Origin of the sequence: Dyadobacter chenwenxiniae (assembly GCF_022869785.1) — a bacterium.
Taxonomy (GTDB): Bacteria; Bacteroidota; Bacteroidia; order Cytophagales; family Spirosomataceae; genus Dyadobacter; species Dyadobacter chenwenxiniae.
Genome location: NZ_CP094997.1, coordinates 214,851 through 241,409, shown reverse-complemented (window position 1 = coordinate 241,409; position 26,559 = coordinate 214,851). Strand labels below are relative to the sequence as shown.

Annotated in this window: 24 protein-coding genes; 10 read left to right on the top strand and 14 right to left on the bottom strand. The window is 43.9% G+C overall.

What is annotated here, in order from left to right:
- Positions 1-11 precede the first annotated feature (11 nt).
- The 3 genes from MUK70_RS00930 to MUK70_RS00920 all read right to left on the bottom strand — a co-directional run bounded on the left by MUK70_RS00930 (position 12) and on the right by MUK70_RS00920 (position 3,503).
- The gene (locus MUK70_RS00930; RefSeq protein WP_234655777.1) at positions 12-1,169 is read right to left on the bottom strand and encodes a T9SS type A sorting domain-containing protein; all 1,158 of its coding nucleotides are present in this window, start codon (positions 1,167-1,169) and stop codon (positions 12-14) included.
- 236 nt (positions 1,170-1,405) lie between these two features.
- The gene (locus MUK70_RS00925; protein ID WP_234655778.1) at positions 1,406-2,524 is read right to left on the bottom strand and encodes an epoxide hydrolase family protein; all 1,119 of its coding nucleotides are present in this window, start codon (positions 2,522-2,524) and stop codon (positions 1,406-1,408) included.
- Between the two features lie 106 nt (positions 2,525-2,630).
- Positions 2,631-3,503 (bottom strand): helix-turn-helix domain-containing protein, encoded by an 873-nt coding sequence (locus tag MUK70_RS00920; RefSeq protein WP_234655779.1) that lies wholly within the window; start codon positions 3,501-3,503, stop codon positions 2,631-2,633.
- Between the two features lie 297 nt (positions 3,504-3,800).
- On the opposite strand from MUK70_RS00920, the gene MUK70_RS00915 reads away from it, so the two are divergent.
- Positions 3,801-4,595: a class I SAM-dependent methyltransferase gene (locus MUK70_RS00915; RefSeq protein ID WP_234655780.1), complete on the top strand. Its 795-nt coding sequence runs from the start codon at positions 3,801-3,803 to the stop codon at positions 4,593-4,595.
- Between the two features lie 143 nt (positions 4,596-4,738).
- Here the strand turns inward: MUK70_RS00915 and MUK70_RS00910 are convergent, their stop codons facing one another.
- On the bottom strand, positions 4,739-5,374 hold the full coding sequence (locus MUK70_RS00910; RefSeq protein WP_234655781.1) for a hypothetical protein: 636 nt from the start codon (positions 5,372-5,374) through the stop codon (positions 4,739-4,741).
- A 107-nt stretch (positions 5,375-5,481) separates the two neighbouring features.
- Here MUK70_RS00910 and MUK70_RS00905 point away from each other — a divergent pair, with 107 nt between their 5' ends.
- Positions 5,482-5,658: a S41 family peptidase gene (locus MUK70_RS00905; protein ID WP_234655782.1), complete on the top strand. Its 177-nt coding sequence runs from the start codon at positions 5,482-5,484 to the stop codon at positions 5,656-5,658.
- A 403-nt stretch (positions 5,659-6,061) separates the two neighbouring features.
- Positions 6,062-6,970: an RHS repeat domain-containing protein gene (locus MUK70_RS00900; RefSeq protein ID WP_234655783.1), complete on the top strand. Its 909-nt coding sequence runs from the start codon at positions 6,062-6,064 to the stop codon at positions 6,968-6,970.
- A 149-nt stretch (positions 6,971-7,119) separates the two neighbouring features.
- Here the strand turns inward: MUK70_RS00900 and MUK70_RS00895 are convergent, their stop codons facing one another.
- The 8 genes from MUK70_RS00895 to MUK70_RS00860 all read right to left on the bottom strand — a co-directional run bounded on the left by MUK70_RS00895 (position 7,120) and on the right by MUK70_RS00860 (position 14,781).
- Positions 7,120-8,010, bottom strand: coding sequence for an SMP-30/gluconolactonase/LRE family protein (locus tag MUK70_RS00895; RefSeq protein WP_234655784.1), 891 nt, complete (start codon positions 8,008-8,010; stop codon positions 7,120-7,122).
- A gap of 56 nt (positions 8,011-8,066) precedes the next feature.
- The gene (locus MUK70_RS00890; RefSeq protein WP_234655785.1) at positions 8,067-8,927 is read right to left on the bottom strand and encodes a helix-turn-helix domain-containing protein; all 861 of its coding nucleotides are present in this window, start codon (positions 8,925-8,927) and stop codon (positions 8,067-8,069) included.
- A gap of 85 nt (positions 8,928-9,012) precedes the next feature.
- Positions 9,013-9,693, bottom strand: coding sequence for a pseudouridine synthase (locus tag MUK70_RS00885; protein WP_234655786.1), 681 nt, complete (start codon positions 9,691-9,693; stop codon positions 9,013-9,015).
- 18 nt (positions 9,694-9,711) lie between these two features.
- The gene (locus tag MUK70_RS00880; RefSeq protein WP_234655787.1) at positions 9,712-10,443 is read right to left on the bottom strand and encodes a class I SAM-dependent methyltransferase; all 732 of its coding nucleotides are present in this window, start codon (positions 10,441-10,443) and stop codon (positions 9,712-9,714) included.
- Between the two features lie 35 nt (positions 10,444-10,478).
- On the bottom strand, positions 10,479-11,144 hold the full coding sequence (locus MUK70_RS00875) for a DUF1361 domain-containing protein (RefSeq protein WP_234655788.1): 666 nt from the start codon (positions 11,142-11,144) through the stop codon (positions 10,479-10,481).
- A 227-nt stretch (positions 11,145-11,371) separates the two neighbouring features.
- On the bottom strand, positions 11,372-12,649 hold the full coding sequence (locus MUK70_RS00870) for a DEAD/DEAH box helicase (protein ID WP_234655789.1): 1,278 nt from the start codon (positions 12,647-12,649) through the stop codon (positions 11,372-11,374).
- Positions 12,650-12,847: 198 nt separating this feature from the next.
- The gene (locus MUK70_RS00865; RefSeq protein WP_234601620.1) at positions 12,848-13,216 is read right to left on the bottom strand and encodes a DUF779 domain-containing protein; all 369 of its coding nucleotides are present in this window, start codon (positions 13,214-13,216) and stop codon (positions 12,848-12,850) included.
- Between the two features lie 11 nt (positions 13,217-13,227).
- Positions 13,228-14,781: an aldehyde dehydrogenase family protein gene (locus tag MUK70_RS00860; protein ID WP_234655790.1), complete on the bottom strand. Its 1,554-nt coding sequence runs from the start codon at positions 14,779-14,781 to the stop codon at positions 13,228-13,230.
- 167 nt (positions 14,782-14,948) lie between these two features.
- On the opposite strand from MUK70_RS00860, the gene MUK70_RS00855 reads away from it, so the two are divergent.
- Complete coding sequence (locus tag MUK70_RS00855) at positions 14,949-15,875, top strand: AraC family transcriptional regulator (RefSeq protein WP_234655791.1); 927 nt, start codon at positions 14,949-14,951, stop codon at positions 15,873-15,875.
- A gap of 3 nt (positions 15,876-15,878) precedes the next feature.
- Here the strand turns inward: MUK70_RS00855 and MUK70_RS00850 are convergent, their stop codons facing one another.
- Complete coding sequence (locus tag MUK70_RS00850; protein WP_234655792.1) at positions 15,879-16,346, bottom strand: YdeI/OmpD-associated family protein; 468 nt, start codon at positions 16,344-16,346, stop codon at positions 15,879-15,881.
- Positions 16,347-16,372: 26 nt separating this feature from the next.
- The gene (locus MUK70_RS00845; RefSeq protein ID WP_234655793.1) at positions 16,373-17,014 is read right to left on the bottom strand and encodes a 3-keto-disaccharide hydrolase; all 642 of its coding nucleotides are present in this window, start codon (positions 17,012-17,014) and stop codon (positions 16,373-16,375) included.
- Positions 17,015-17,168: 154 nt separating this feature from the next.
- On the opposite strand from MUK70_RS00845, the gene MUK70_RS00840 reads away from it, so the two are divergent.
- The 6 genes from MUK70_RS00840 (at position 17,169) to MUK70_RS00815 (ending at position 26,523) form a co-directional block, all read left to right on the top strand.
- Complete coding sequence (locus tag MUK70_RS00840) at positions 17,169-18,941, top strand: ABC transporter ATP-binding protein (protein ID WP_234655794.1); 1,773 nt, start codon at positions 17,169-17,171, stop codon at positions 18,939-18,941.
- 111 nt (positions 18,942-19,052) lie between these two features.
- Positions 19,053-20,603 carry a capsule assembly Wzi family protein gene (locus tag MUK70_RS00835; protein WP_234655795.1) on the top strand — a complete coding sequence of 517 codons (1,551 nt, stop codon included), beginning with the start codon at positions 19,053-19,055 and terminating at the stop codon, positions 20,601-20,603.
- Between the two features lie 113 nt (positions 20,604-20,716).
- Entirely contained in the window at positions 20,717-21,454 is a 738-nt protein-coding gene (locus MUK70_RS00830; RefSeq protein ID WP_234655796.1) for a tyrosine-protein phosphatase, read from the top strand.
- Positions 21,455-21,679: 225 nt separating this feature from the next.
- Entirely contained in the window at positions 21,680-22,504 is an 825-nt protein-coding gene (locus tag MUK70_RS00825; RefSeq protein ID WP_234655797.1) for a polysaccharide biosynthesis/export family protein, read from the top strand.
- A 37-nt stretch (positions 22,505-22,541) separates the two neighbouring features.
- Positions 22,542-24,914 (top strand): GumC family protein, encoded by a 2,373-nt coding sequence (locus tag MUK70_RS00820; protein ID WP_234655798.1) that lies wholly within the window; start codon positions 22,542-22,544, stop codon positions 24,912-24,914.
- Between the two features lie 604 nt (positions 24,915-25,518).
- A complete protein-coding gene (locus MUK70_RS00815) occupies positions 25,519-26,523 on the top strand; it encodes a mannose-1-phosphate guanylyltransferase (protein WP_234655799.1) in 1,005 nt (334 codons plus the stop codon).
- Positions 26,524-26,559: the final 36 nt, after the last annotated feature.

The following is a 26,559-nucleotide window of genomic DNA, read 5'->3' as shown; positions in this document are numbered from 1 at the left end:
CGGATTAGATCCTAATGTTCAATTAAAACTTTTTGAGAACTGGACATTCCGTTCTTAGTTGTGACGCGGAGCATATAGATTCCCTGTGGCACATTAACTACTGAAATGCCATTGCCAATATCGGTGATCATTTTCATGGCCTTTCCGCTCCGGTCAAACAATGTTGCATTTCTGACCTGACTTGCATTGACGCCGGTCAGGTAAAACGTGTCCGATACAGGGTTCGGATAAAAAGAAATTGTATTACCGTTACCGAAGTGTAAATCTCTTATCTGGCTGTAAGCGAAAGACCCGTCCAAATCCGCCATTTTTAGGCGGTAGTAATTAGATCCTTGAAGGGGATTCTGATCGGTAAATTGGTATACAGCGTTTGGAGTGGTTCCCGGAGCTGTCTTGGAAGAAACAGACATATTACCAACTTCCGCCCAGCTCTTTGCATCCGCACTACGCTCGATGCTGAAATAATTTGCATTCACTTCTGACACCGTTGCCCATTCCAGGACCGCAGTCTGCTCAACGGCGGTCGCATTGAAGCTGGCCAGAACTACAGGCAACGCGTCTTGGGCAATCAGCCCGATTGAATAGACCGCATAATTATCTGGCGAGAATGCTGCATCCGATGTTATCGAGCCCGAAGTCACGGTACTTGACCCACCCAAAATGGACACATTGTCGGTAACGGATGGAATCCTTTCCCATTTCCCTGATCTCCATCCGACAATGGTCAGTTTATTCAATGCTTCTTTTTTAAGCAGGTTTTCGATTTCGCTGGAGGCGTTCCAGGTCAGGGTAATGTTTGTACTTTCATTTCCGTTGATGTCCCAAAATTCTTTTTTACTTACTGCGCTGACATCTATTTGCAATGCTGAGGTTGCGAAAGGGCCATCCGTCGGAAGCTCGCCGTTCATGGCACCAGGATCCGATTGGAAATATGCGCCAATGGTTTGATCCCCTGAGGCTTTGAAAGGGCGAAGGGTGCCATTGTCACCAACTGGAAAGATGAAGCCCTTCGCTCCTTTCTTTCTGACATAGCCATCAACGAGCTTTCCCCCACCCAAGACATTAGAATCTGTTTCCTGGCCAAAAGTCACGAGCCCTATCTCCGCGCCGCGCTTGGTAGAAACGCCTTGAAAGTCCTGCCCGTAGACCGTAGGGACAATAACGCTCATTAAGCATATCGATAAGAATAGAAGGCAAACACCAATCCGATGCATATATGTATGACGAGCCTGTGGTAAAATAATTTTTTCAATATACAATATGTTTGTAATTATTGTAAAACTATTCTACACTACTGCATAAAGCAACTTAATGCAGCAACTCGGCGGTCTCTGAATGGACGGTGCGGGTGGAACACATGAAGCTGGTTTCAACATGCCTATCCCGCACCGGATATCGATATGCGCTAATTGATGTGATAAAAAAAGCTTCGCAGTTCTGCGGCGAATAGGTCCGGCACTTCCAAGGCTGCGAAGTGTCCCCCTTTCTCCATTCTCCGGAAGCTGACTACATTTACAAAGCGTTCTGCCCATTCTTTTGGAAATTGTGCTTCTCGCGGAAATATTGTGACGCCGGCTGGCACGGCAGACTTTTCCAAAGGTTTAGCGCCGCTCCATTGAGCCTGGGCATCAGCCTTATACATCCGCATGGACGTTGAAATGGTCTGCGTTACCCAGTAAATCATCACATTGGTCAGCAACTCATCCCTGCCGCCAAAAGCATCTTCCAAAATGTCAGGCGATGCACCGGCAGTGCCAAAGCTGAGTATCCAGCTCGCTAGGCCAACGGGCGAATCATTGAGTCCGAAAGCAAGCGATTGGGGTTTGGTGGAATGCACCATTGCATACGCCCCTTCGCTATACCACCACTGCTGCACAAACTGCGCAAACTGCTTTTCGGCTTCGCTCATGGTCTGAGGATCTTCCTGACCCATGGGATATCCCAAATCGGTAAAATGTGCCCCCGCAAGCACATCGGGATATTTGGACACCAGTGCTTTGGTCACTCCCATGCCCACGTCACCGCCTGCCGCATAAAATTGTTTATAGCCCAGGTTTTCAGTCATCAGCACTTTCCACAGATCAGCAACGGCCTCAGTGGTCAGTGCAATCTTATCGGAAAATCCGAAGCCGGGAATGGAAGGGATCACCAGATCGAAACTCTCATCACCCTGGGTCAGAAGCGGAATGATCTTGTGAAACCGATAGTAACTGTCCGGCCAGCCGTGCGTGAGGATAAGTGGTTTAGGATTTTCACCTTTTCCCTTAATGTATTGAAAGTGAACATTTACCCCATCCACATCTGCAATGTATTGCGGATATTGGTTAAGTGTTGCCTCCTGCTTCGGCCAGTCGTACCTGGTAAGCCAATAGTTTACAAGCTCTTTCAGGTATGCTTCGCTCGTGCCAAAATTCCAGCCTGAACCCTGGGCTTCGCCCGGCCAGCGTGTGTTTTGCAGCCGGATTTTTAGATCATCGAGCGCTTGTTGTGAAACCGTAACCCTAAATTCTTTCGTGTTTTTCATCGCTGCTATGTTGATATGAATGAAGATAGATCACAACAAAGATATCGCTGTCGGAAAAGCAGCTGTTAGGACGAATGTCGGAATAAATGGTAAAAACTTCCGGAGTTTACAACCTTCGGCGATATTCGCCCGGCGTCGTATCAGTAAGCTTTTTAAAAAACTTATTGAAATGGGAAGCATCTTCAAAACCCAACCAGTAGCATATCTCCTGTATCGACAAGCTGGTCTGTTTCAATAAACTCTTAGCTTCCATGATTACATATTCATCAATCAAAGTCTTGGCTGTTTTCCCTAATTCGACCTGTAAAACTTCACTCAAATACTTTGGGGTAATATGCAATTCATTGGCGTAATAGGCAACCTCCTTGTGCTCCGGAAAGTGCTCTGCAACCAATTTTCTAAATGCGTTTGTGATTTTTTCCCTTTTCGAGACCGTGCTGTTTAGAAGCTGGCCTTCCAGTTTCGAATGAAACGACCCGGCCAGCATCAGCATAGCATAAACGATGCCTGGAACGGCACAATGCTGGTCTTTTAGTTCTTTTAACGAACAGAATAGCGCTGCCATCTTGCCCGTCTGATCATCTGTCAATGCGATGACATGCTTACCACCATGGAAAAAGAACGGCATCGACTGTAGAAAAGAACCTGTCTGCATGCCTGTAAACAACTCTTCAGTAAAATAAACCGTGTCGTGATCAGCCGTATAATTTCCCGTCCACTGGCAAACCATGCCTGGCCCTACTGTCGTAAGGCATGCAGCTTTCACAACATAATCGGCACTCCCGATCCTGAACACATCTCCCTGACCAGAGTAAGTAATTCCCAGGCCATAAGTGAACGTTCTGAACGGAAAGTTGACATGGGCATTTTTATAGGTGTGTTTATCTGCCAGAAAGTATGGATTGTGAAAGCTATCGGCATTCTGGTGTTTCAGAAAATTGTAGAGATTGAAGGATTTCAAATTGTACTCCTTTTGCATGTCCGTGTTCATATGCTTTGCCCGAGCAAGAACAATGTTTTGATTCTAAAAAGCAATGCCTCTATTGACGCAAATGTTTTTTAATGCATCTCATCCCTGACAAGTTAGCTTCGCCAAGTCTGTGTAGAACGTTTTATGTAAGCTTCTCAAACGCTTACCAGTAGACTACTCCTTCACATTCCTTATTAATACTATACTAATCGCCGAAATATTTATACTATCCAAAGAAATAATTCGCTCCAAAGACACATTTGTTCACTCAATAACGCAAACCTCAAATTCCTAACTAGCCTTATTATGAAAGACCTCTTAAATGATCTCCAATTATATGCCGGTGTCATGCGGCGCGTAGGTTATACGCTTACTTTGGGAATGGCTAGCTCAAATCGACGAAGCAACTTGCTGTCTCTTTATCATCTTTATCCAAAAAACGACCAGTCCAAAGATCAAACTCCGATCGATCCCTATATTATTCCCAAGACGGATGTATTTGAATTATTTGGCAGTGATGATGCCGTGTATGAAGGCGTATATGAATGTGGGTTTGGACATACTACGGAGTTTGAATTAAAAGTCATCAGTAATCTGGTCAAAAAAGCCAATCCGAAAAGGGTTTTTGAGATTGGCACTTTCCAGGGCCGCACAACGCTTAACATGGCGCTCAATAGCAGTGAGCAAACTGAAATTATTACCCTGGATCTGCCTGCATCAGAGCTAAACACAACACATATGGAGATTGAAGATGGCGAAGTGCGGTATGTCGAGAAAGATATTTCAGGCGAACGTTTTATTGGTCACCCTGCATCTTACAAGATCAAACAAGTCTTTGGAGATTCGGCGACCTTTAACTTTGAGACATACAAGCAGACCATTGACCTTGCTTTCATAGATGGTTCGCATGCATATAAATATGTGATCAACGACAGCGAAAAAGTTCTGAAGATGATGCGTCCGGGTGGCTTAATCATTTGGCATGATTACACGAACTGGGACGGCGTAAGAGCTGCAATGAACGAACTATATAGAAAGGATGAAAGATTTAAAAACCTCAAACACATCGGGGGAACTAGTATCTTAATTCTTCATTTATAGAATTATATCAGTTACAAACGGTTAATGAAGCCCCAAATTGCTCTGAAATAGCTTGAAAACTAACTTGTAATTGTATCGATAACAGCATTTATCTGAATTGTAAAATCAGCCAAAAATCGCCTTTGGGTTAAGCGCTTTTGTGGCTAGGTCTCTTTTGTAAAACGCTCATAAACTGAGGTAATTGATACTTGTTTTACCCCATTTTTTGTATACAAATACCGTTTATTGACTATAACCAGCCTGCCAGCAGGATCTACCGCCACCGACTCGGGCTTTACCCATCGATAAGGATTCTCCTTGTCACTTGGTAGCACATTGAGCAACTTCAGATCTTCGGAAAAGTAGAACTGGCGCGACGTTCCTTGCCGTAAAAAATCCATTCGTAATGAAGGGTCATAATTTAAACCCGGTCCGCCTGTCCATACTTCGTTTTCTATGCGAATATATTGCTCTGGCCATGACTGACTAAATATATATGCAGGTCCGGCAGACAATGGATTAGTACCGTATATACGCACTTCCACATCAAAATGATAATTCTTTTCCGAAGGCAAAATATCGATTTCCTGAAACAAGTTGGTGGAAGTTACACCGTCCATATTTACATCGACGGCTTCATTGCTGACCGAACTGACGATACCATATTTTCCATGGAACTGATTTTGGAGGGCGGCAATTTTTTGAGCTTCGATAATTTCAGGATCCAATACAGGATCCTCTTTCTTGCAGCCCAACACTGCCGAAAGAAGGATAGGGAAAAGAAGAAGAAGTGTTCTCACAGCTTTGGGTTCTAGTTTAACAGAAATTTATAAAAAATATCTCTATAAAGTCAAATGGGGTTACATAATAATTTTTTTCGCTCATCCGGTCTACGAAATACTTGATTGTGGATTTGAGGGGAAATGGAGGTGGGAATTCAGGCTGGACCTATTTGCTTCCTTACTTTTATACCCAGCCGATAGTGCAGGGCAACACCTCCCTGAGGTTATCTCCGGACAATGTAAAAGCAGATCTTCCCGGTATTAAATCGACGTATGAAAAGCCCACCAAAGATCCGAGATGATGGGTTCGATCTTACACTCCTGAGGTCTTTGCCCAATATGAAAAGGCCTATGAACAAATTCCACTGTCGAACGAGCAATTCTATTCACTGCCATCTAACACTTTGTATGGCGACTCAATCCTGAAAACCCCTGAAAAAATAGCATTGGTTTTTGACGACCTTGGAGGAAGTTCGACCGAGTATTTTTTTTATATTTCAATGCAGAGCAAAAACGTAATAAGATATGGAGAGCGTACCTTGGGCATGATCTTCGACACATCCCACGGCATAAGTGGACTGACTACATTAAAACGGATTTAGGAAAACTATAAGCTTTTGGCTTCGAGATTTCGGAAAGACTTTTTCCAACTATTTTAGGCTTTTTGTTATCTCTTAAATATAGTTGCGCTTAATCTTTTGCCCTGTGAAAACGCTATACTTTTTACTGATAATCATGCATGTCCTGAGTTCCTGCAAAAACAAGGAAATTGATGTTTTTGAAGGAGTACCCGGCCCTAATGTTGGAGATACGAGCATTTACAATGCTAATCATTATCGTTTGACCAGGATTCTCAATTTTAGTAAATCGGATTCCGAACAACCTTATGGATTTGTTGAATTTGCCTATGACGCCGAAGGAAATCTCGAACGAGAATCTATGATCGACAACCCCGACCTGCTTGCGATGTATAAGACCTATACTTACAAAAATGGGCGAATGGCGACACAAAAAATATTTGACGGGCAGGTAAACAGACCAACTTTATCGAGAATAATCAGCTACACCTACCAGGATGACTTATTATCGCAGGAAGATGCACTTGGTGCGGACGGTGAATTACAGCAATCCACTTATTATGTTTATACAAACGGAAAGCTTTCGGAGACTTACAAATGGACTCAATCACTAGGAAAACATCATCATTACAAATATGCTTACGACAGCCGTGGGAATGTCATTAGAGAACAAGCTTACATGTATAATAATGACCTGGAATACACTGAAAATTACACTTACGACGTTAAAAGTCGAAAAATCAAGACAGAGAGATTCAATCATAGTAACATGCTTGAATTGATCACAATAGCAGAATACACAGCAAATAACATCTTGCCTTCCGCAGTAATTTACCAGGATGCGCAAGGAAATCAGACTTCGAGACGAACTTTCGAGCTCGATGTTGCCGGCAACCAAATCCAAACCTCAGTCGGAAACAACACTATCAATAAGAGAAAGTATTACGGAAAACTTCTCCGGGAGGAAATACGGTATTCTCCTCAATTTGGCTTTACTGAATTTGGCATGACCCGGTATGAGTATGAGAAGAAGTAACATTTTAATATTCGCCGAAAGAAAGCCGTATGCAGCAAAAAGTCAGTTGAAGCTTAAACGCTGATTTGTCAATTTTGATCAGGATCACCACAACGGTCTTGATTTAGTGGTTTTACTATAAATGAGCCACAGTTGCAGACTTGTAAATTTTACAACGTCTGTTTTAGGAGTTCTCCATTCAAAGCGGCTGGAACGATTAACTCACTTTTATTTTTATCAAACATAAAATCGGCTGGGCCGGCTATTGACTTCGTATTCAGTAATGTAACATTGCGGGTCTTCAGATTAATCTTTTTTAAAACCCCTCTCTGATTTGCAAGGTCAACCCAATCGCTTACCACGACATGATCGGCATCAACCAATGCGATTCCATCGAAGAAACCCGTGATGCCGGAAAGTCCAGTAAACTTTAAGCCGCTTTCTGTCCAATCAATATATCCGACTTGCCCGATCCCGGTTGCCGAGGTAAAAGTACCGAACCCTGCAACATACAGCCGGTTTTTGGCAGGGTCATAAAACAATCCATTTATACCTTTTATTTCCGCAACGTTGAGAACGTGAATCTGGTCAGGCTTACCAGGGCAAACTTCGTAAATGACATTTTTATCCGTGGCTGAAACAAACAAAGTGGAGTCATTTTTAACTGTAATGTCGTTGAGCAGGTGAACGCCAAAGCCAGAGAAATCTATGCTAACAACAGGTTTGCCAGTAATTAAATCAATGCCAACCAACCTGTCCAGATCCGCTACGAAAACGGTGCGGCCGAGAATTCCCATTCCCTTGGGTGCATGTAATGTTATTAGGGAAATATTCCGTTTGATTAAGGTGCCATCAAGTGAAAACTTGCTGATTGACCCGTCTCCGTCTTTTGACAGTGGGTCTAATTTCTTGCCAATATCGGTTACAAACAAAAACTGCCCGTCGCTAATTACACTTTCCGGATGCCAATCGCCTCTATACAAGATTGTTTGCTGCGCTTCCGCATGAATGCTGACCAAGCTTATCAAAGTCACCATCGCTTTCTTTATCCAATTTTTCATATCCTTTTTATTTCAAAGGTATCAGACGAGCGGCGGCAGCGAATAGCTCAAAAGGCTCAAATAGTTGTCTTTTTTCTCCGGTAAAGCGCGGGCGTCAGACCAAATTCTTTTTTAAAAATCCGGATAAAATGCGGTACGTTTTCATACCCGCAGGCATAGGCAATCTCTGTTACCCGCTGGTTGGTGCCGTTCAAAAGCGTCTGTGCATGTTTCAACCGCTGTTGATTGATCCAGCTTCTCGGCGAGCTTTGATAATGGATCGCAAAATCGCGTTTGAAAGCTGCCGCGCTCCGGCCCGAAAGCCTGGCCAGTTCACTGATCGTAATGGGCTGAAATAGATATTTCCTGACAATATGGTCCATTTGTAATGGAGCTCCATCGACGATGGACCCAATGAAACGAAGCAGATCTTTTTTATATTGGTTGGATAACAGCAGTAAGAACAACTCTTCGAGCTTGACTTTCAGGATGTATTCCAGATTATTAAGCGTCGCACATATATAGCTTTTATAATGCAGTTTGAAACCATCCAGAAGTTCATCGGAAGGAACTACCATATAAGGCTTCTCAGAATCTGGTTTTCCAGGCGTCTCAAATTGCAAATGAATTCTTTCAAAAAACTCGTCAGGAATAAAGATCAACAGCGCTTCGAAACGATCCTCGTCAGGAATGTATTCAGACATGGAATATATCCCCCGTTTTAACAGCGCAACCTCACTGCTTGAAATGCGTAGGGTTTCCGCTGAAAAGTGAATTAACTTTTCGCCTTTTAGAACAAAGAGGAGTGTGTGCTCGGTCAAGAACACGTTTTTGGAACCCTCCATTTGATCCATGGCAAACAAGGCAGCCGGAATTCCTTCGAAGGAAACTATTTTGTTTTTACGAAAATTGGGTACGGACTCCGGGAAACGCAACATTGCATCTGTCTGTGTTTAGCACATATATATAAAGAGATTACCGGTTGCCGTGCTGGTGTCAATAGATTCCGAAACCGATTTAAGTTCAAAGCCCAAGCAAGCCTATCATTGCAGCAAACTCATTTCGAAATGGTGCGCTAATTATTAGCTGCTGCTCTGTTAACGAATGCTGAAAAGCGATTTCCGATGCATGCAGCATCATCTCGTTCATGTCAAACTGCTCCTTAAAATACCGATTCTGCTTATTACAGCCATGTGGCCTATCTCCAATGATAGGATGAAATACGTGAGCCATATGCTTGCGTAGTTGATGCATGCGGCCGGTGGTTGGTTTTAATTCTACCAGTGAGTAGCGCGAGGTGGGGTGTTTGCCAATGGCGAAGTCGACCTCTGTGCGTGCCAGTGTGCGAAGGGATGTGAAGGCTTCCTGGATTGTGCCGTCTTCTTTTTTTAATGGATAATCAATGTCTAGATGGTCTGGTGTGTAACCTCTGACGATGGCGTGGTAAGTCTTTTCGACTTTTCCGTCCTGGAATTGCTGCTGCATCAGGCTGTTCATTTCTTCATTTAATGCAAAGAGCAGGACCCCGGATGTTTTCCGATCCAGCCGGTGCACAGGAAATACTTTTTGTCCGAGTTGGTCTCTCAGCAGCTGAACGGCGAAGACATCCGCATCGGCGGCAATTGGCGAGCGATGCACAAGTAGTCCGTGGGGCTTGTTGATGGCGACCAGAGCTTTGTCCTGATAGATGATTTGGAGGGGCAATTGGGTTGAACCTGTCACTTAAAATATGGATAGATCCTTTTCTGTTTTCTCTGTCAACACGGCGTAAGCATTGGGTTTTATTCCCAAAAGATAAGGGAAGAGCCGCAAGATGAAATGTTTGAACTTGGTCAGATAGAATCCTGCCGGATCATTCTTGAAAAGTGGTTTGATCACCTCATCATTATATAGATGGCAAATGTCGCTCTTGACCTGAAAGTTCTCAGATTTGAGCAGAAACCTGAGCAATGCGGGCGTGTAAATGTTAATGTGCCCATAGGATAGGAAGTGTTTGATTTTCTTATCCACATAAAAAGAAAAGTCAATAGGCACTTCGAAAATCTGATACTTTGAGACGCGCTTGATTTCCCTTAGCAATATGCGTTCGTGTTCTACATGCTCTAAAACGTGTGAACAAATGACCAGGTCAAAATGGTTATCGGGATAGGGAATTTGGTAACCGTCGAAAAGCAGCACATCGTTGAGATTTTTGATGTTCTTGGATTTTATCAGGCCAATCCCACTCTCGGAAATCTCCACGCAATTGAGATCATTGCAAAAATCCCATTGCGAAAGCCAGGAAAGGATACTTCCCTCCCCCGCTCCCACTTCGAGCACGTTTTTGAAACTGATATTCTTCGACAGTTCAACAATGTTGCGTGCCTTATACTTGGCTCCGGTATTTCGCCAGGAAACGGAGTCGTCATTATACTGCGAAGAGTAGGAATCTTTTACATTGTCAGATATTTGCATATCGAAATGATCTTGGTTTCATGGCTATAAAATCCTTAGTCAACAGGGTGATTCTTCTTGCTATATCGGATACGGAAGCGGACGATGACCCAGAGCACCAAATACAAAATCCCCAGCAACATTCCGATTTCCATACTGAAAACCCAGGCCGTCCGATCCATTGAGCTTTCGATAAGGTTATTCAGGATCGCGCGCGGATCATGGATAATGTCCCAGCTATTCATACGCCTTACCCTGCCCAGATAAACGCCGAAGCCCGCAAGCGGAAGGCTTAACAACAGAAACGTGATGCTGACGCGCCGTGAGAAAACGCGCCGCCATGAGCGGTGTATCCAGTACAAAGATACCAAACCATTGAAAAGGCTGACTTCTGCATAAAAGAAAAGCATAATCACGTCATGCCAGGTCAGATCCCGATGATAATCTACGGTTAAGTGAGCCAGGTCGGTGATCATGTAAGGCGCATTGGGGAAGAACGATAACCACACAGTCGTGAGCACAATCAGCGTAAATGGAATGCTGCCAAAGCGTTTGGTGAAATTATCTGCCAGAAAGGCCACGATCAGCGGAATCCAGCTTAAAAACAAATTCCAGTCCATCGAGAAATCGACGGGGGAATTAAAGAAAATGCGGATAAGGTGAAAAAATACGGCAACCAGGCTTAATAGCAAAAGCAGCAAAAGCGAGAACAAACCCTCCATTGATATAATGGGTGGATCTGAGACGCTGAACTTATGGTTCCTTATCCAATCTATGAAACGGTCCAATAGTACAGTATTTAAGTTTATTCATGACGACTTAAAAAGTAAGCAAATGAAAAGCAAAAAAGGCAAATCGTACTTATATCAATGCTATCGTTTAAACAAAAGTTGATATAATCATATTCCTTCGTACTTCCGCTGCGTCATATTCGACAAACTCTGACAGGCTATGCCTGGGTGGGATTATTTGTTTCTTTCTTAGGTTTACGTCTTTTGGGTCTTGTTGATGACTTGTGAGCTGGCTTGACAGCTGCTGAGCCCGGCTTTCGGCCGCCGGCTGCCCTGAAACGCCGCGGCTCAAATAGTGGAGCATCTCCAAGTCCAAGGTCCTGCGTGATCGACCGCTTCTCAAGTTCTTTTTCGAAAAGCCTTTCGATTTTTAAAACATACTTCTGGTCCTGCTCATTGATGAATGTGATAGCCGTGCCTTTTGATTCGGCACGCGCCGTCCGGCCAATACGGTGAACATAATCTTCCGGATCACGCGGAACGTCGTAGTTCACTACATGGCTTAGATTATCAATGTCAATTCCTCGTGACAGCACATCTGTTGCCACCAGAACGGGGAACTGTCTGTTCTTGAATTCCCTCAAAACTATTTCGCGGTCGGCCTGCTCGGAGTCAGATGAAATTCCCCTTGCAGCAAGGCCGAGCTTTCTCAATGCACGTACAATCGGCTCCACAGTGGATTTGCGCGAGGTAAAAAGCACCATACTGGTATTTTCGACCTGGCTTAATAAATGCAGCAGCAACGGTAATTTTTGTTCATCCTTTGCCATGTAAAACTGCTGATCAATGCGATCAACCGGCCTTGAAACCGCAAGCCTGATTTCCTCTGGATTTTGTAAAATGCGTTTTGCAAGCTCACCAATTTTAGGGGGCATTGTTGCCGAAAACATGAGCGTCTGTCTCTTAGCAGGCAAAAAGCTCATGATCTTTAAAATATCGCTGAGAAAACCCATGTCCAGCATCCTGTCGGCCTCATCCAGCACAAGATGCTTTACGTTTCCAAAAGTCACGTAGCCCAGCTGCAAATGGGCAATTAGCCTGCCCGGGGTTGCAATGATAATGTCTGCACCCTGGGTTAATGCTTTTTTCTGCTGGTCCCATTCCGGCCCCTTGTTACCACCATAAACGGCAATGCTGGTTGCGCCGACAAAGTATCCCAAACCCTGGATTTGCTGATCGATCTGCACGGCGAGCTCACGCGTTGGTACAAGGATCAATGCGCCTGTATGCTCCTTTGTTTCGTGAGCGACTTTATCTAAAATAGGGATCAGGTAGGCAGCCGTTTTTCCCGTTCCTGTCTGTGCGCAGGCCAGAAGATCTTTACCGCTAAGAATGAAAGGAATTGCTTGCTCCTGAATAGGTGTCGCCTGCTGGTAGTTCATGGAATCCACGGCGTTGAGCACGTCTTCGTGGAGTTCAAATTCATTGAAATTCAAAATTCAGCTTGTAAGGTCCATAGACTTAAACGACTACGGAAATGTTAAAAAAGGGCTGACTTCAATATTTCCCAGTCAGCAAACCGCTTGATTTGAACAAATATAAAAAATATCCGGCTTAAAATGAAAACAAAGGCCAAGATACACGCGGCAACCTTGCTGCTTTATGCGTCCTGGCCCTTGCTGCATGCATTTATATTACAAATCAACATCCACCAGATTAAGCCCTTCCTCGGTACTATATAATCTGGACTTAGTGATGAAACGAATGCCCATCGGAATTTCCAATGAGAAGCTCGATCCCCTGCCCGGCGTTACATCAATGGTAAGCTGCGTATGCTGCCAGTATTCAAACTGGTCCCGGCTCATGTAAAATTCGCAGCCGGCAATTTCACCCAACAGCACATCGCTATCGGATGTACGGAACTCGCCTTTTGGAAAACACATGGGCTGAGAACCATCGCAGCACCCTCCGCTTTGGTGAAACATTAAGTCCCCGTTTTCCGCTCTAAGCTTTTCGACGATCTTAATAGCTTCGTCTGTAATGAGCACTCTGCTGGTTTTCATAAGTGTTATTTTCAAAAGAAGCCCAACTTGTTCTTATCATAGGAGATAAGCATATTTTTGGTCTGGCGGTAATAGCCCAGCATCATTTTATGATTTTCCCTTCCAAAACCCGATTTTTTATAGCCTCCGAATGGCGCATGAGCCGGATAAGCATGATAATTATTAACCCAAACGCGTCCTGCCTGAATGGCCCGTGGAACCTGGTAAATCTCGTGCGCATCACGTGTCCATACGCCCGCACCCAGCCCATATAACGTATCATTTGCGATCGAAATAGCTTCCTCGGTCGTCTTGAATGTGGTTACACACACGACCGGACCGAAGATTTCTTCCTGGAAGACCCGCATTTTATTATGACCCTTGAAAATTGTAGGCTTAATGTAGTAACCACCCGAAATGCCGTTTTCAAATGTTTGCGCATCGCCGCCGGCAAGCACTTCGGCGCCTTCTTCTTTGCCTATCTTCAAATAAGAAAGTATTTTTTCGTACTGATCATTGGAAGCCTGCGCCCCCATCATGGTGGTGCTGTCGAGTGGATGGCCCATTTTGATTGCATTTGTCCGCTCAATGACACGCGTCATGAATTTGTCATAAATACTTTCGTGCACCAAAATACGTGATGGACATGTGCAGACTTCACCTTGATTGAGTGCAAATAGCACTGCACCTTCGATTGCTTTATCGAAGAACGCATCATCCTCGTCCGCCACAGAGGGGAAGAAAATGTTTGGCGATTTGCCGCCAAGTTCCATGGTAACCGGAATCAGATTATCGGATGCATATTGCATAATGAGCCTGCCAGTAGTAGTTTCCCCGGTAAAGGCAACTTTCGCAACGCGAGGGGACGATGCCAGAGGCTTTCCAGCTTCCACACCAAAACCTGAAACAATATTTAAAACACCAGCAGGCAGAATGTCCCCGATCAGCTCCATAAGTATCATGATTGAAGTCGGCGTTTGCTCTGCCGGCTTCACTACCACGCAGCATCCGGCAGCAAGCGCAGGGGCAATTTTCCAGGTGGCCATCAGCAGCGGGAAGTTCCAGGGAATTATTTGCGCTACAACGCCCAGCGGCTCATGTAAATTGATACAAACCGTATTTTCGTCATGCTCGGAAACACTGCCCTCTTCTGCCCGGATCACGCCGGCAAAATACCGGAAATGGTCCACGCATAGTGGTAGATCGGCCGCGCGCGTTTCGCGGATTGCCTTACCATTGTCGATGGTTTCAACAATAGCCAGGTAATCAAGATTATCTTCAATGACCTGGGCAATCTTCAAAAGCAGGTTGCTGCGCTGACTGGCTGCTGTCTTGCTCCATGAAGGAAATGCATGATGAGCGGCATCCAGAGCCAGTTCAATATCCTCCTTGGTAGAGCGTGCAGCCTTGGTAAAAACCTGACCGTCGATGGGCGAAACGTTTTCAAAATACTCGCCTTTTACCGGCTCTACGAATTTACCATTGATGTAGTTCCCGTATTTTTCCTTGAATTCCGGCCTTTTCGCAAGCGTCTCGCTTGCATAAGACTCAGATTGAGTTCGCGGGTTGTCTGTGGTCGTATCCATAGTTTAAATCTTGATTTAAATTAATTTATAAATACAAACCTAGCGCATAAGGCCGTTCTTGATTGGTACGATCGTTTCAGATTTTAGGATAAATATCTCATTTTATCAAAAAAGAATTATATTTATCAATGTGCAATAGGCAACCTTAATACAGGCAGATCAACATTATGGCAGCGGGATACAAACTTAATGCAGTGGCACTTTCTCCGGAAAAATCACTTAAAACCCTGGTCGAAAACAGAAGGGCTTTTACGCTGGAAAACTGCGAACTGAATCTCTTTGAAACACTGGAAGCATCACAGCTCGTACCATTGACTTTTTCGGATTTTGTGATTACCAGCATGCTCAGAGGCAAGAAAGTGATGCATTTGTTTGAAGAACCCGGTTTTGATTATCTGCCGGGAGAAACTGTGCTGGTGCCTGCTCATGTAACAATGAAGATCGATTTTCCGGAAGCGAATAAAGCTAACCCCACCCAATGCATTGCGCTCGCACTGGATCAGAACAAGATCAACCAGATCGTCGATAGATTAAATGAGACTTATCCCCGGGAAGGCAGGCAGGCATACTGGAATCTGCATCACAGTCAGTATCATTTTCTAAACAATGTCGAGCTGGCCCAGACACTTAACAAACTGATCCACATTTGCTCGGGATCGTCTTTGGGAAAAGACGTTCTGGCTGATCTGACCCTGCAAGAACTGGTCGTCCACATCATTCAGACGCAAAACCTGGCAGCGACCGATGGCGCAGCTTTCACCCGGGAGGACAGTCCGCTAGCATTTGTGATCAACTATATACGCACGCATATCAATGAGAACATCAAGGTGGAGGAGCTTAGCGACAGGGCTTGTATGAGCCGCGCATCGTTTTACAGGGCATTCAAGCGGGAATACAGCCTTAGTCCGCTTGATTTTATTTTAAGGGAGAAGATCAAAAAAGCGAAGCATCTGTTGCTGGACACCAGGGCAAGTGTGACAGATATTTGTTATCAACTCGGTTTTTCGGACCTTAATTATTTCGGAAGGCAATTCAGAAAATCAGAGGGCATCTCGCCCAGCCAGTACCGCGGCGTAAGCGGCAGGGAAGGTTAGCCATTACTTGACCTTCAACCTGTTGATCATCATAATGGCCCGGTCAACGCGCACCTGAACGGATTTTGCACCCGCAACATAATAAATAATGCCCCGCTGGCGGCTTGGTAATGATTCATGGAAAAGGCGTTTGCCTTCCTCATCCATTTCTAACAGTTCATACAACTCTTCGGGCATATCCCGACCGAATTCACTTTCGTCTTTCCGTATTTCGGCGTGTAGTTTTTGCCCAAGTACAAACTTGCCTTCCTGCCTAAGCGGCGTGCCTATATTAATGTAAAATCCACCACCACCTTTGGGCCGAATCGCGCATTGGAAATCAACCTTATCATTCAAAAGGCACCTCACCCGCGCAGGCTTGCGACCCTGAACAAACTGCATGGCAACTTCGTCAGGTACGATCATATAAAATTCGCCTCCCTTTCCTGGGAGGCGATCCAATGTTGATTCGAAACGGACAACATCTTCCATGTTGCGAATGTAATTTCTAAAAGATCTTATTCCGTTAAAGGGCGAACCATAATGTCCTTATATAGCACCACACTTTTAGGATCGTGTGCCTGCAATGCAAATGTGCCGGCTTTCAGGAATTTGTTTTTCATATCACCCTCTCTTTTGTCCACATCCGACTCTTCATAGTCGACAACGACTTTATCATTGATCTTAATGGTGATGTGCTTTCCTTCAACTTTGATGTATTCTGTATACCATTCGTTGTCCTTTACGTAGGTTTCTTTCACATCGACTACATTATACAAGCTTCCTGTGCGCTTGTAATCTGTATGTGACTGATTTACCTGCACCTCATAACCCTGCGAAGGCCATCCATCTTCCTGATAGGCAGTATGGATGAAAATTCCGGAGTTCGCGCCAGGTTTGGTCATTACCGTCGCTTTGAACTCGAAGTTTTTGAACATGTGATTTTTCACCGGACCATCATAAAACAAATGAGCCCTCGGCCCTGCTACCTGAATGTTACCATCCACTATAGTAAATGAGGAAGCATTTGCTCCGATTTTCCAGCCATCAAAATTTTTTCCGTTAAAGAGTGATATCCAGCCATCCTGCGCCACGGCAGAAATTTGTAATCCAGCGCCCAAGAAAAGCGCCATACATAATGTAACCAATGTTCTTTTCATAAAAAAGCAAGACGCGTTTTGTATTTCAGTGATGTGAACTGTTTATTATTTAAATCAGATTTGGGCGAAAACTACTCTTTAAGCTTGATTAAATAGCCCGCACCGAAAGCATTGCGAGAGAACCTTGTTACCTTTGCCGGCGCTAATAAATGCCATGAATAACCCCTACATTTCTCTTCTCGCGACTGCCTGGCGCTACGCGCGGCAGCAGCGAAAACGCTATGTGCTTGTTTACGCGATGTTTATCATGGCAAATCTGGTGCTTGCGGCCAATCCCCTACTTTACGGCTGGTTTGTCGAGTCTATTCAAAAGGACCCGTCAAATGTCCTTGACAATGTGTGGCTGTATGCGGGAGGTTACGTTCTGTTGAGCATTGGCGAGTGGGCATTTCACGGCCCTGCCAGGATTATGGAGCGCAAACTAGCATTTGATATGAGCAAAAATTTCCTGGATGAGATGTACCACCAGGCACTGCATTTGCCCATCCGATGGCATCAGGATCATCACAGCGGCGCCACCATCAACCGGATCCGTAAGGCCTATGAAGCACTCCGTGACTTTTTCCAGAACGGCTTTATGTTTCTGCACGCCTTTGCAAAATTCATATTTTCTTTTGTTGCCATCGTCTGGTTTTCGCCGATTTTCGGGGCGATTGGCGTATTGATCGGAATAATTAATATCTGGGTAATATTCAAGTTTGATAAACCATTTATAAAGGCACTGGAAGAGACCAATGAAAAGGAACATATTGTTTCTTCCACACTTTTTGACAGTCTTTCCAACATCATCACCGTCATCACCCTGCGCCTTGAAAAGCGAATGAAAATCAGTTTGATCTCCAAAGTCGATGATGCGTTTCCGCCGTTTCTGAGATCAATTACAATCAACGAATGGAAGTGGTTTGTAGCCAGTATGTTTATTGTCCTTATCTATGTGGTGGTTACCATTGGATATGTTTATCAAAATTACATTCCCGGGCAAGTGTTCCTGGTGGGTGGCCTGGTTACGCTTTTGAGTTATGTCAATCAGTTTACCAGTGTGTTTCAGGACATTGCATGGCAATACACCGAAATCATTCGGTATAACACGGAAGTGCAGACAGCCCGCCTGATTTCAGAAACTTATAAGAAACAGCATCGCCCGGATGCAGCCGAAAGCCTACCCGATCATTGGCAAGAGATCCAAATCCGGGATCTTAATTTCTCGCATGGCGAGGTTTATGACCGTGGAAACCAAGCACACAGCTTGCATGGACTCAACATTCGCATCAAAAAAGGCCAGCGAATTGCATTTATCGGCGAAAGTGGCAGTGGAAAAAGCACGCTACTCGCATTGCTGAGAGGTTTGTATGAAGCTGAGAAAGGCGTCAATGTGCTGGTTGACGGCAAGCAACCGGCTGACATGCAGACATTAGCGGCTCAAATCACTTTATTTCCTCAAGATCCCGAAATCTTTGAAAATACTATCGCCTATAATATCACGCTCGGACTGCCCTTTGAGGAAGCAGAGATTATGCAGGTCTGCAAAACGGCCCATTTTACAGATGTGATTGCCAAACTGCCCAAAGGGTTGGATTCAAACATTCAGGAAAAAGGCGTCAACCTGTCCGGCGGACAAAAACAGCGGCTGGCATTGGCAAGAGGCATTTTGGCAGCCCGAACCAGCGAAATCATCCTGCTCGATGAGCCCACCAGCAGCGTAGATCCCAAAACAGAATCGCAGATTTACGACAGAATGTTCCAGGAATTCAGGGACAAAGCTGTTATATCGACATTGCATCGACTGCACCTACTGACTAAGTTTGACTACGTTTATATTTTAAGGGACGGGCACTTGGTGGATGAGGGGACATTTGCGGAACTGCGGGTTAGGAGCGCCGTTTTTCAGGATTTGTGGCGGCATCAGGAGGCGATGGCGGGGCAGTGAAGCGCATAACTTTTTGTAATGAACTAACATTAATATAAATATTTTAAGATAAAGCCTTTATCTTTGAGTCAAATTAGGAAGTCTTTTTAAGCTACTCAACATATTTAATGCATGCACGCTCGTATCCTGTTATTAATCTGTTTGCTCACAGGGATAGTATTGTCTGAAACCAAGGGAAGCCCGTATCAAGAATCCACTGGCACTACCGGCCCTTCCAGCGCTGACACCCTGGACGCTTATTCCGATAAACCTATCAGGCTTGGCCTGGCCGCGATGGCCTCAGTTACATCCAATAAGCAAGTGCCGTTCTGGATGCGTTCCAACCAATTTGGCAGTGTTCCACTTGATGGACCTTCCCTTTCTCTAATAGGCAACATTGGTCATAACTACTCACTAAACAGGAAAAACAAGCTTACAGACTGGGGGTTTTATGTAGAACCCCGATTGAATATCGGCAGAAATTCAGAGCTGATCCTTATTGAAGGATATGCGAAAGGAAGATTAGGCATTTTCCAATTGAAAGCAGGTCGCAGCCGCGAGATCATGGGGCTTGTTGATTCTACTCTCTCGTCCGGAGCCTTCTCTGTTTCGGGCAACAGCCTGGGAATTCCCAAAGTGGAGATCTCTATTCCTGAATTTTGGGATTTGCCATTTTTGAAAGGAATTTTGGCGGTGAAGGGGAACTTTGCGCATGGGTGGCTTGGGAATACCGAAGTAAGGAACGGAGCAAGATTCAGCACGGTTAACTCCTACTTTCATCAAAAATCTGCCTATGCCCGTCTTGGGACGGAAAACTGGCCTTTTAGAATTTATGGTGGCTTTAATCACCAGGTTTTCTGGGGAAATGAAAAAGAAATGAATCCGACGCTTTTTAAGCTTTCCGTGCTGGAAACCTATAAGCGGGTGATCTTCGGTCAAAGTTATGGTGGAGATGACATAGGCCTTCCCCGTTCGAAAGTCGGCAACCATCTTGGTTCTATTGACCAGGCAATTGAGTTTGACGCCGGCGCACTTCGGATCATGGCTTATCACCAGTTCTTTTTCGAGGTTGGAGGCTTGTACCATTTGAACAATGTAAAGGATGGCATTTTTGGACTGAGTATTGCGAATAAGAACTTCGACAAGTCGACCACCGGCTTTCGCTTGAAAAAAATCTTGTTTGAGTATGTGGCCACCAAAAGCCAGGGAGGTGAGGCAGATGCAAAGATTACCCCATCAGGCGATGAAGATTATTACAACAACTATATCTACGTAAAAGGTTGGAGCTATCGCGGAGAAAACATTGGTAACCCGTTGATTACAAGCAGGACTTACAGTCGAAGCGACCTGCCGATGGCCAATGAATTTTACATAAATAACCGGATAACCGCGTTTCACACTGCGACAGAACTTGCCGTTTCGAGTTGGAGCGTAATCCTTAGACTGAATTATTCCCTCAACTACGGAACTTACGGAACCAGTCCGTTGGGCCATTCATTAAATGATATCCGTATTCCATCCAAACCACCTTATTTCCAGGAAGAAAAACAATTCTCTTCCATCATTGAGGCGAGTCGCAGAATGAAATATAATACCATGCTGAATGTGGGCTTTGCGTTGGACGAGGGTTCTCTTCTTTATAATTCAACCGGCGCCTGGATAAAACTGTCCAAATCGTGGTAGTTGCAGACTAGTTCCAAGAGCACGTTAATTAATATAAAATCAACTAAAACATTTTCAATATCCGGTGAAAGCTTACGCAGATTATTATCGTAAGTATTGAACCGAAAAATATTATGCTGAATTGGCTATTTGATAAGAAAAAATCTAAAACCATAAGTCTGGAATCCATAGGCATCGATATACACTCTCATGTGCTTCCAGGAATAGACGATGGTGTGCAAACGATCGAAGAAGCGGTAGATATGGTTTCTAAAATGCAGTTGCTTGGGTATTCCAGGATTGTGACAACGCCCCACGTCATGTGGGATTGCTATAAGAACACCCCAGAAATAATCCGTGAAAAACTGCAGGAAGTAAGACAAGCCAGTCGTGATGCAGGGCTGACTATTCAAATTGACGCCGCAGCGGAATATTTCATTGATGAACATTTCAATGAAATGATTGCTCAGGGTCGCGAGCTGTTAACATTGCCCGGGAATCGGCTGCTGGTGGAGTTACCCTATTCAACACCTTTGTTGAACACGACTGAAAATCTGTTTGCCATTGTTCAGAAAGGCTATCAGCCTGTTCTTGCTCACCCCGAAAGATATACTTATTTCTATTCGGACCCCAGCATCTACAAAAAACTAGTGGATCAAGGCTGCGAATTGCAAGTAAACGTCCTCTCACTTAGTGGTTACTACGGAGAAAATATCCTGAAAATGGCTGAATGGTTGCTAAAAAATAATTTAATCACATTTTTAGGCACTGACGCTCACAAAATCCAGCATTTGGATATGATTCAGAAAAGTAACAAAAACAACTGGATATTAAGTTATCCGTTTCAAAACGAAAAACTTATAAATATTTGATGACCGTAATTGAATTTATTCTATATTTGTGATAGAATTTCATAAAGTCTGTAGTTGTACATTACCAAGAACAAACTTTATTACCTTCGGTCACAATGCTTTTCCACTTCATTTTTGATAAGCGTTTCCCTTTGACTAAAAATTACCCTATTTACTTGAAGACGCATAGAACAAGTTGAATAACAATCATTTACATTAAAAATATATTTTACTCATCGCGTATTTATGAAATTGGATCTTACGTATTTAACAAGATTTTGCTGTTTATTGATTGTCGCCGGCATGGCGATGATGGGAGGAATGACTTCTTGCGTCTCCCCAAAAACGATTGTATATTTCCAAGGAGACTCTTCGCGCTACTCTTCTCAAGAAATTACCCAAAAATATATTCCTAAACTTCAATCGAGCGATATCCTTTCCATTATCGTGGGAAGTTTGAATGCCGAGGCTAATGAAGTTTTTAATACGCCTAACTTATTTACCACTTCAAGTACTAACTATTCAAACATTGGCGGCTCAAGATTGCAGCCGCTGGGTTATTTGGTAGATATGGAAGGAGACATTGAAATTCCTCTTATCGGTAAAATGAGGGTTTCCGGACTAACAACTTCTCAGGCAGCAGACTCCATCCGGATTCGCCTGCAAAACTACCTGAAAGAGCCTTCTGTCATTGTACGTAACCTGAACTTCAAAATATCCGTACTGGGCGAAGTAAAGCTTCCCGCGGTCTACGTAATTCCTGACGAAAAAATCACACTTCCCGAAGTGCTAAGTCTTGCAGGTGATTTGACCATATACGGGAACCGTGCCAATGTAATGATCATCAGAGAAGAAAACGGCAAGCGCGAATACGCACGGATTGACCTTACCTCAAGAGATATATTCAGCTCTCCCTACTATTATCTCCATAAAAACGATGTGATCTATGTTGAACCGGTGAAGGCGCGTATGCTGGATACGGACAGCAGGATCAGGACAGTGCCATTGCTCGTAACTATTGTAGGAGGGATAAGCACGCTTGGTATCCTTATACTGAATTTGACCAATTAATTGTTAACCTAGTGAACCAAGAAATCATACTCAACTCATGGAAGATCTGAATTCGAATCGTAAAGGCTTTGAGGAGAACGAGCCGAGCTTTAACCTTAATGAATACATTAGGAGACTGATAAGATATTGGTACATGTTCCCAATCTTTCTGTTTCTTTTCCTGACTGCCGCTTTCTTTTATCTGCAAATCTCCCAGCCTGTTTACAGCACAAAAACAAGCATCCTGATCAAGGAGGAAAAAAGCCTTGGCGGCTCGCAGGGGGACATTCTGACGGAAATGAGTTCGCAGTTCGGCGGAAACAAGACTGTTGAGAATGAAATGGAGATTTTTAAGTCACAGACCCTCATTGAACAGGTAGTTAAAGAGTTGGGCCTGGATGTGACGTATACAACCAAGGATGGTTTGAGAACCGTCGACTTATATAGTAAGACACCAGTTAAAATCAAGCCGGAAGTTATTACAGAATTCGCATACGAAGAGCCAATGACCATTCACATGGTTGATAGCGCGCACTTCAGGTTTAATGACGAAGAGCAGCTATTTACTTTTAACCAAAGGTTTAATAACAGCTGGGGAGCTTTCATTGTAACCAAGGGGCAGGATTCTGAATTCAAGGACATCACAATTAATTTTACGGATGTTAAGAATCTAGCCGAAAGTATTTTGCAAAGGGTAAGTGTGCAACAACCGAATATTAAAAGCACGGTGCTGGAAATTATCTATGAAGATGTTGATGTTCAAAGGTCGAAGGATGTTTTAAACAAGTTACTGGATGTATATATTCAATCGTCTCTGAACGACAAGAATAGTGAAGCTAGTAACACATTAAAGTTTATTGAGAATCGTCTTGGCCTGATAACCGGCGAACTTGGCGATGTGGAGAAAGATGTTGAGTCGTATAAGACAAATCAAGGCATTACAGACATCAGTGCTGAGTCCCAGCTTTTCCTGGAAAATATCAAGGAAAACGATTCCAAACTAAATGAGGTAAATACGAAGATCAGCATCCTGGAAAGTGTAGATAACTATATTCAGAATGCCGGGGAAGGTGCTGTTGCGCCCGCAACCTATATGATAGATGATCCCGTTTTGGTATCACTTTTGACCAAATTTAATGATTTGGAGCTGCAGAGAGAAAGATATGCTCGGACAACTTCTCCAAATAACCCATTATTACAGACCATTAATACGCAATTAGCGGGTACGAGGCAGTCAATTCGCGAGAACGTGCAGAACTTAAAGCGTGGGATGGCTGTAACGAAGAATAACCTGGAAGGAATCAATACAAGGTTCTCTGCCGGTCTTCGCAGCATTCCTAAAAAAGAAAGGGAGTTCGTAGGCATCAAACGTCAGCAAGCTATCAAGGAGGAGTTATATTTGTATCTTTTGCAAAAAAGAGAAGAAACAGCTTTGGCTTATGCATCTACTGTTACAGATAGCCGCTTGATCGATGCGCCGATTTCTACTTTCAAACCAATTAAGCCAAAGAAAATGCTGGTATGGCTTGGTTCAGGTGTTGCAGGACTTATACTTCCTTTGTTGTTGATTAATCTGCTTTTCTTACTAAATAACAGGGTCCAAACAAGAGAGGACATTGAAAATGTTACCCACTCTTCTATTCTTGGAGAAATAGGTCAGATGAAAACAGCTGCAAATGGCCAGCCCGGAGAGGAAAGCATTATCAAAATGACAAGTAGAAGTGCTGTCGCTGAACAGTTTAGGGCATTACGAACGAACCTCCAGTATCTGGGTGACGGCACTTGCCGCGTACTCATGTTCACATCTTCGATCGGTGGTGAAGGGAAAAGCTTTATCAGTATCAACCTGGCGGCAAGTTTGGCATATTCCGACAAACGCGTACTATTAATTGGTCTGGATTTACGGAAGCCGACATTGCATGAACGTCTTTTAGTTTCAAACAAAACTGGTGCATCGAACTGTTTGATTGGCCAGGGCCACTATGAAGATTTTATTCAAAGCTCAGGCGTCCACCCAAAATTTGATGTACTGACCAGCGGTCCGATACCACCTAACCCGTCAGAGCTTTTGAGCAACGGCCGATTACCGGTAATGCTGGCAGAACTTCGTGAAAAGTATGATTATATTTTGATCGATTCTCCACCCTATGGATTGGTAACGGATTCTGCCCTTATTGCAGAGCACGTTGATGCAACTTTGTACCTTGTGCGTTTCAACTACACTATCCTTGATCACTTAAAGCGAATTGGCGAGCTTCAACGCGCCCGTCGTTTCAGCAATCTTGCCGTGATCTTTAATGGTGTTAACTATGGCGCAGGATACGGTTACGGATACGGTTACGGTGGTTATGGATACGGATATTATGCAGAGGAAACCGAAGGTCGTGTACAGAACATGGGTACCCGTCTTAAAAAATTGGTTGGTAGATAATAATGTTTCAAAACATATATCCATATGCGGGTTGCATATGGATATATGTTTTGAAACATTAGCAGAATCTAGCCAATACCATCTATCAAAGCATTAATTGTAAAATAACCAGGATTTGCGCCGCAAATTTGCAGTTTAGTACAAATTGAATTATTTTTAGTTAGCTACAACAGCTGGGGCTACTATCAAAATGAAGATTAGATTATTGTCATTTGATATGTTGCCATTTTAACTCAACGTTATATGAAAAAATACAGATCTAACTTTACAGGATTGCCAGGAAATTACCTGTTGCATTCGCAGACTCTTCCCAACATAACCAGCGGGCTGTATAAACTCGTTGTTGTTCCACAACCACCTCAATCAGGTCTTATTTAGTTGTTCTTACTATAAACTAGGAAAATAGCAGAAGTGAGTCCAGGTCCCATTAGTTTCGGTGCATAAATGTTGCCTTATCAACCAGATGAGCGGGCAACGTATGTGGACAATGCCCTTGACAAGATTACTCAACTTCCAAATAACCAACAATCTTCCCAGGCTATTTTGCTGAAAACAAGCTTTCGAAGAGGCAAGGAAAATAAGTAAAGGATTAACATCTAAAAAAATGTCAAAACTTATTCATGTTATATTATCGGGAGGAGTAGGAAGCCGTTTATGGCCTGTATCCCGGAAATCCATGCCTAAGCAATATATTCCCATGTTCGGGGACAAATCGCTTTTTCAACTTACCGCGGAGAGAAGTATGCTATCCGTTGATAGTACGCTGGTGGTAGGAAACAAAGACAACTACCTCCTCTCCCAGGCTGATATGATGCGTGCAGGTGTGACTGATTTCACAGAGATCGTTGAAGCGGCGCCAAGAAATACTGCAGCTGCTATTGCATTTGCCGCTTTTGCTGTGCAACCGGATGACATTTTACTGGTAACACCGTCGGATCACATTATTACTGATGAACGTGCTTATGCGGATGCCATTGCTGAAGCGGTTACCCTGGCAGAGCAGGATTATCTGGTCACATTTGGGATTACTCCTGCGAAGCCGGAAACAGGATATGGTTATATCGAATACAGCGGCAACACAGTGCTGTCGTTCAGGGAAAAGCCGAACGAACAGACTGCGCAAATGTTCATTGACTCCGGAAATTTCCTGTGGAACAGCGGCATGTTTTGTTTCCGGGCCGGTGTCTATCTTGAAGAATTGAATCGCTACGAACCTGATATCCTTCAAACTGCCTTAACCTGTTATGAAAATCAGACAGAAGGATTGCTTCCCGAAAATGAGACCATGCAGATTCCTTCTAAAAGCATTGACTATGCGGTGATGGAGCGTTCTGAGAAGATCAAGGTTGTTCAGGCAAACTTCGGCTGGTCGGATCTGGGCTCTTTTGAGTCTATCTGGGAGCACTGGGAAGGTCAAGGAGAAATCCACCGCTTTAAGGACAACAATTGCGTGGTTGGCTCTGACAAACACGTCGAATTTTTGGGCGTAAGTAACATTGTTCTTGTAGAGACCAACGATGCCATCTTGGTTTTAGCAAAATCAAGCTCGCAGGATGTGAAGAAGATTTATGAGAGACTCGAACGCGAAAAGCCTGAACTCGTTAACTAATCAGCAAAGAAGACCGACAAATTTCAAGCATTTAAA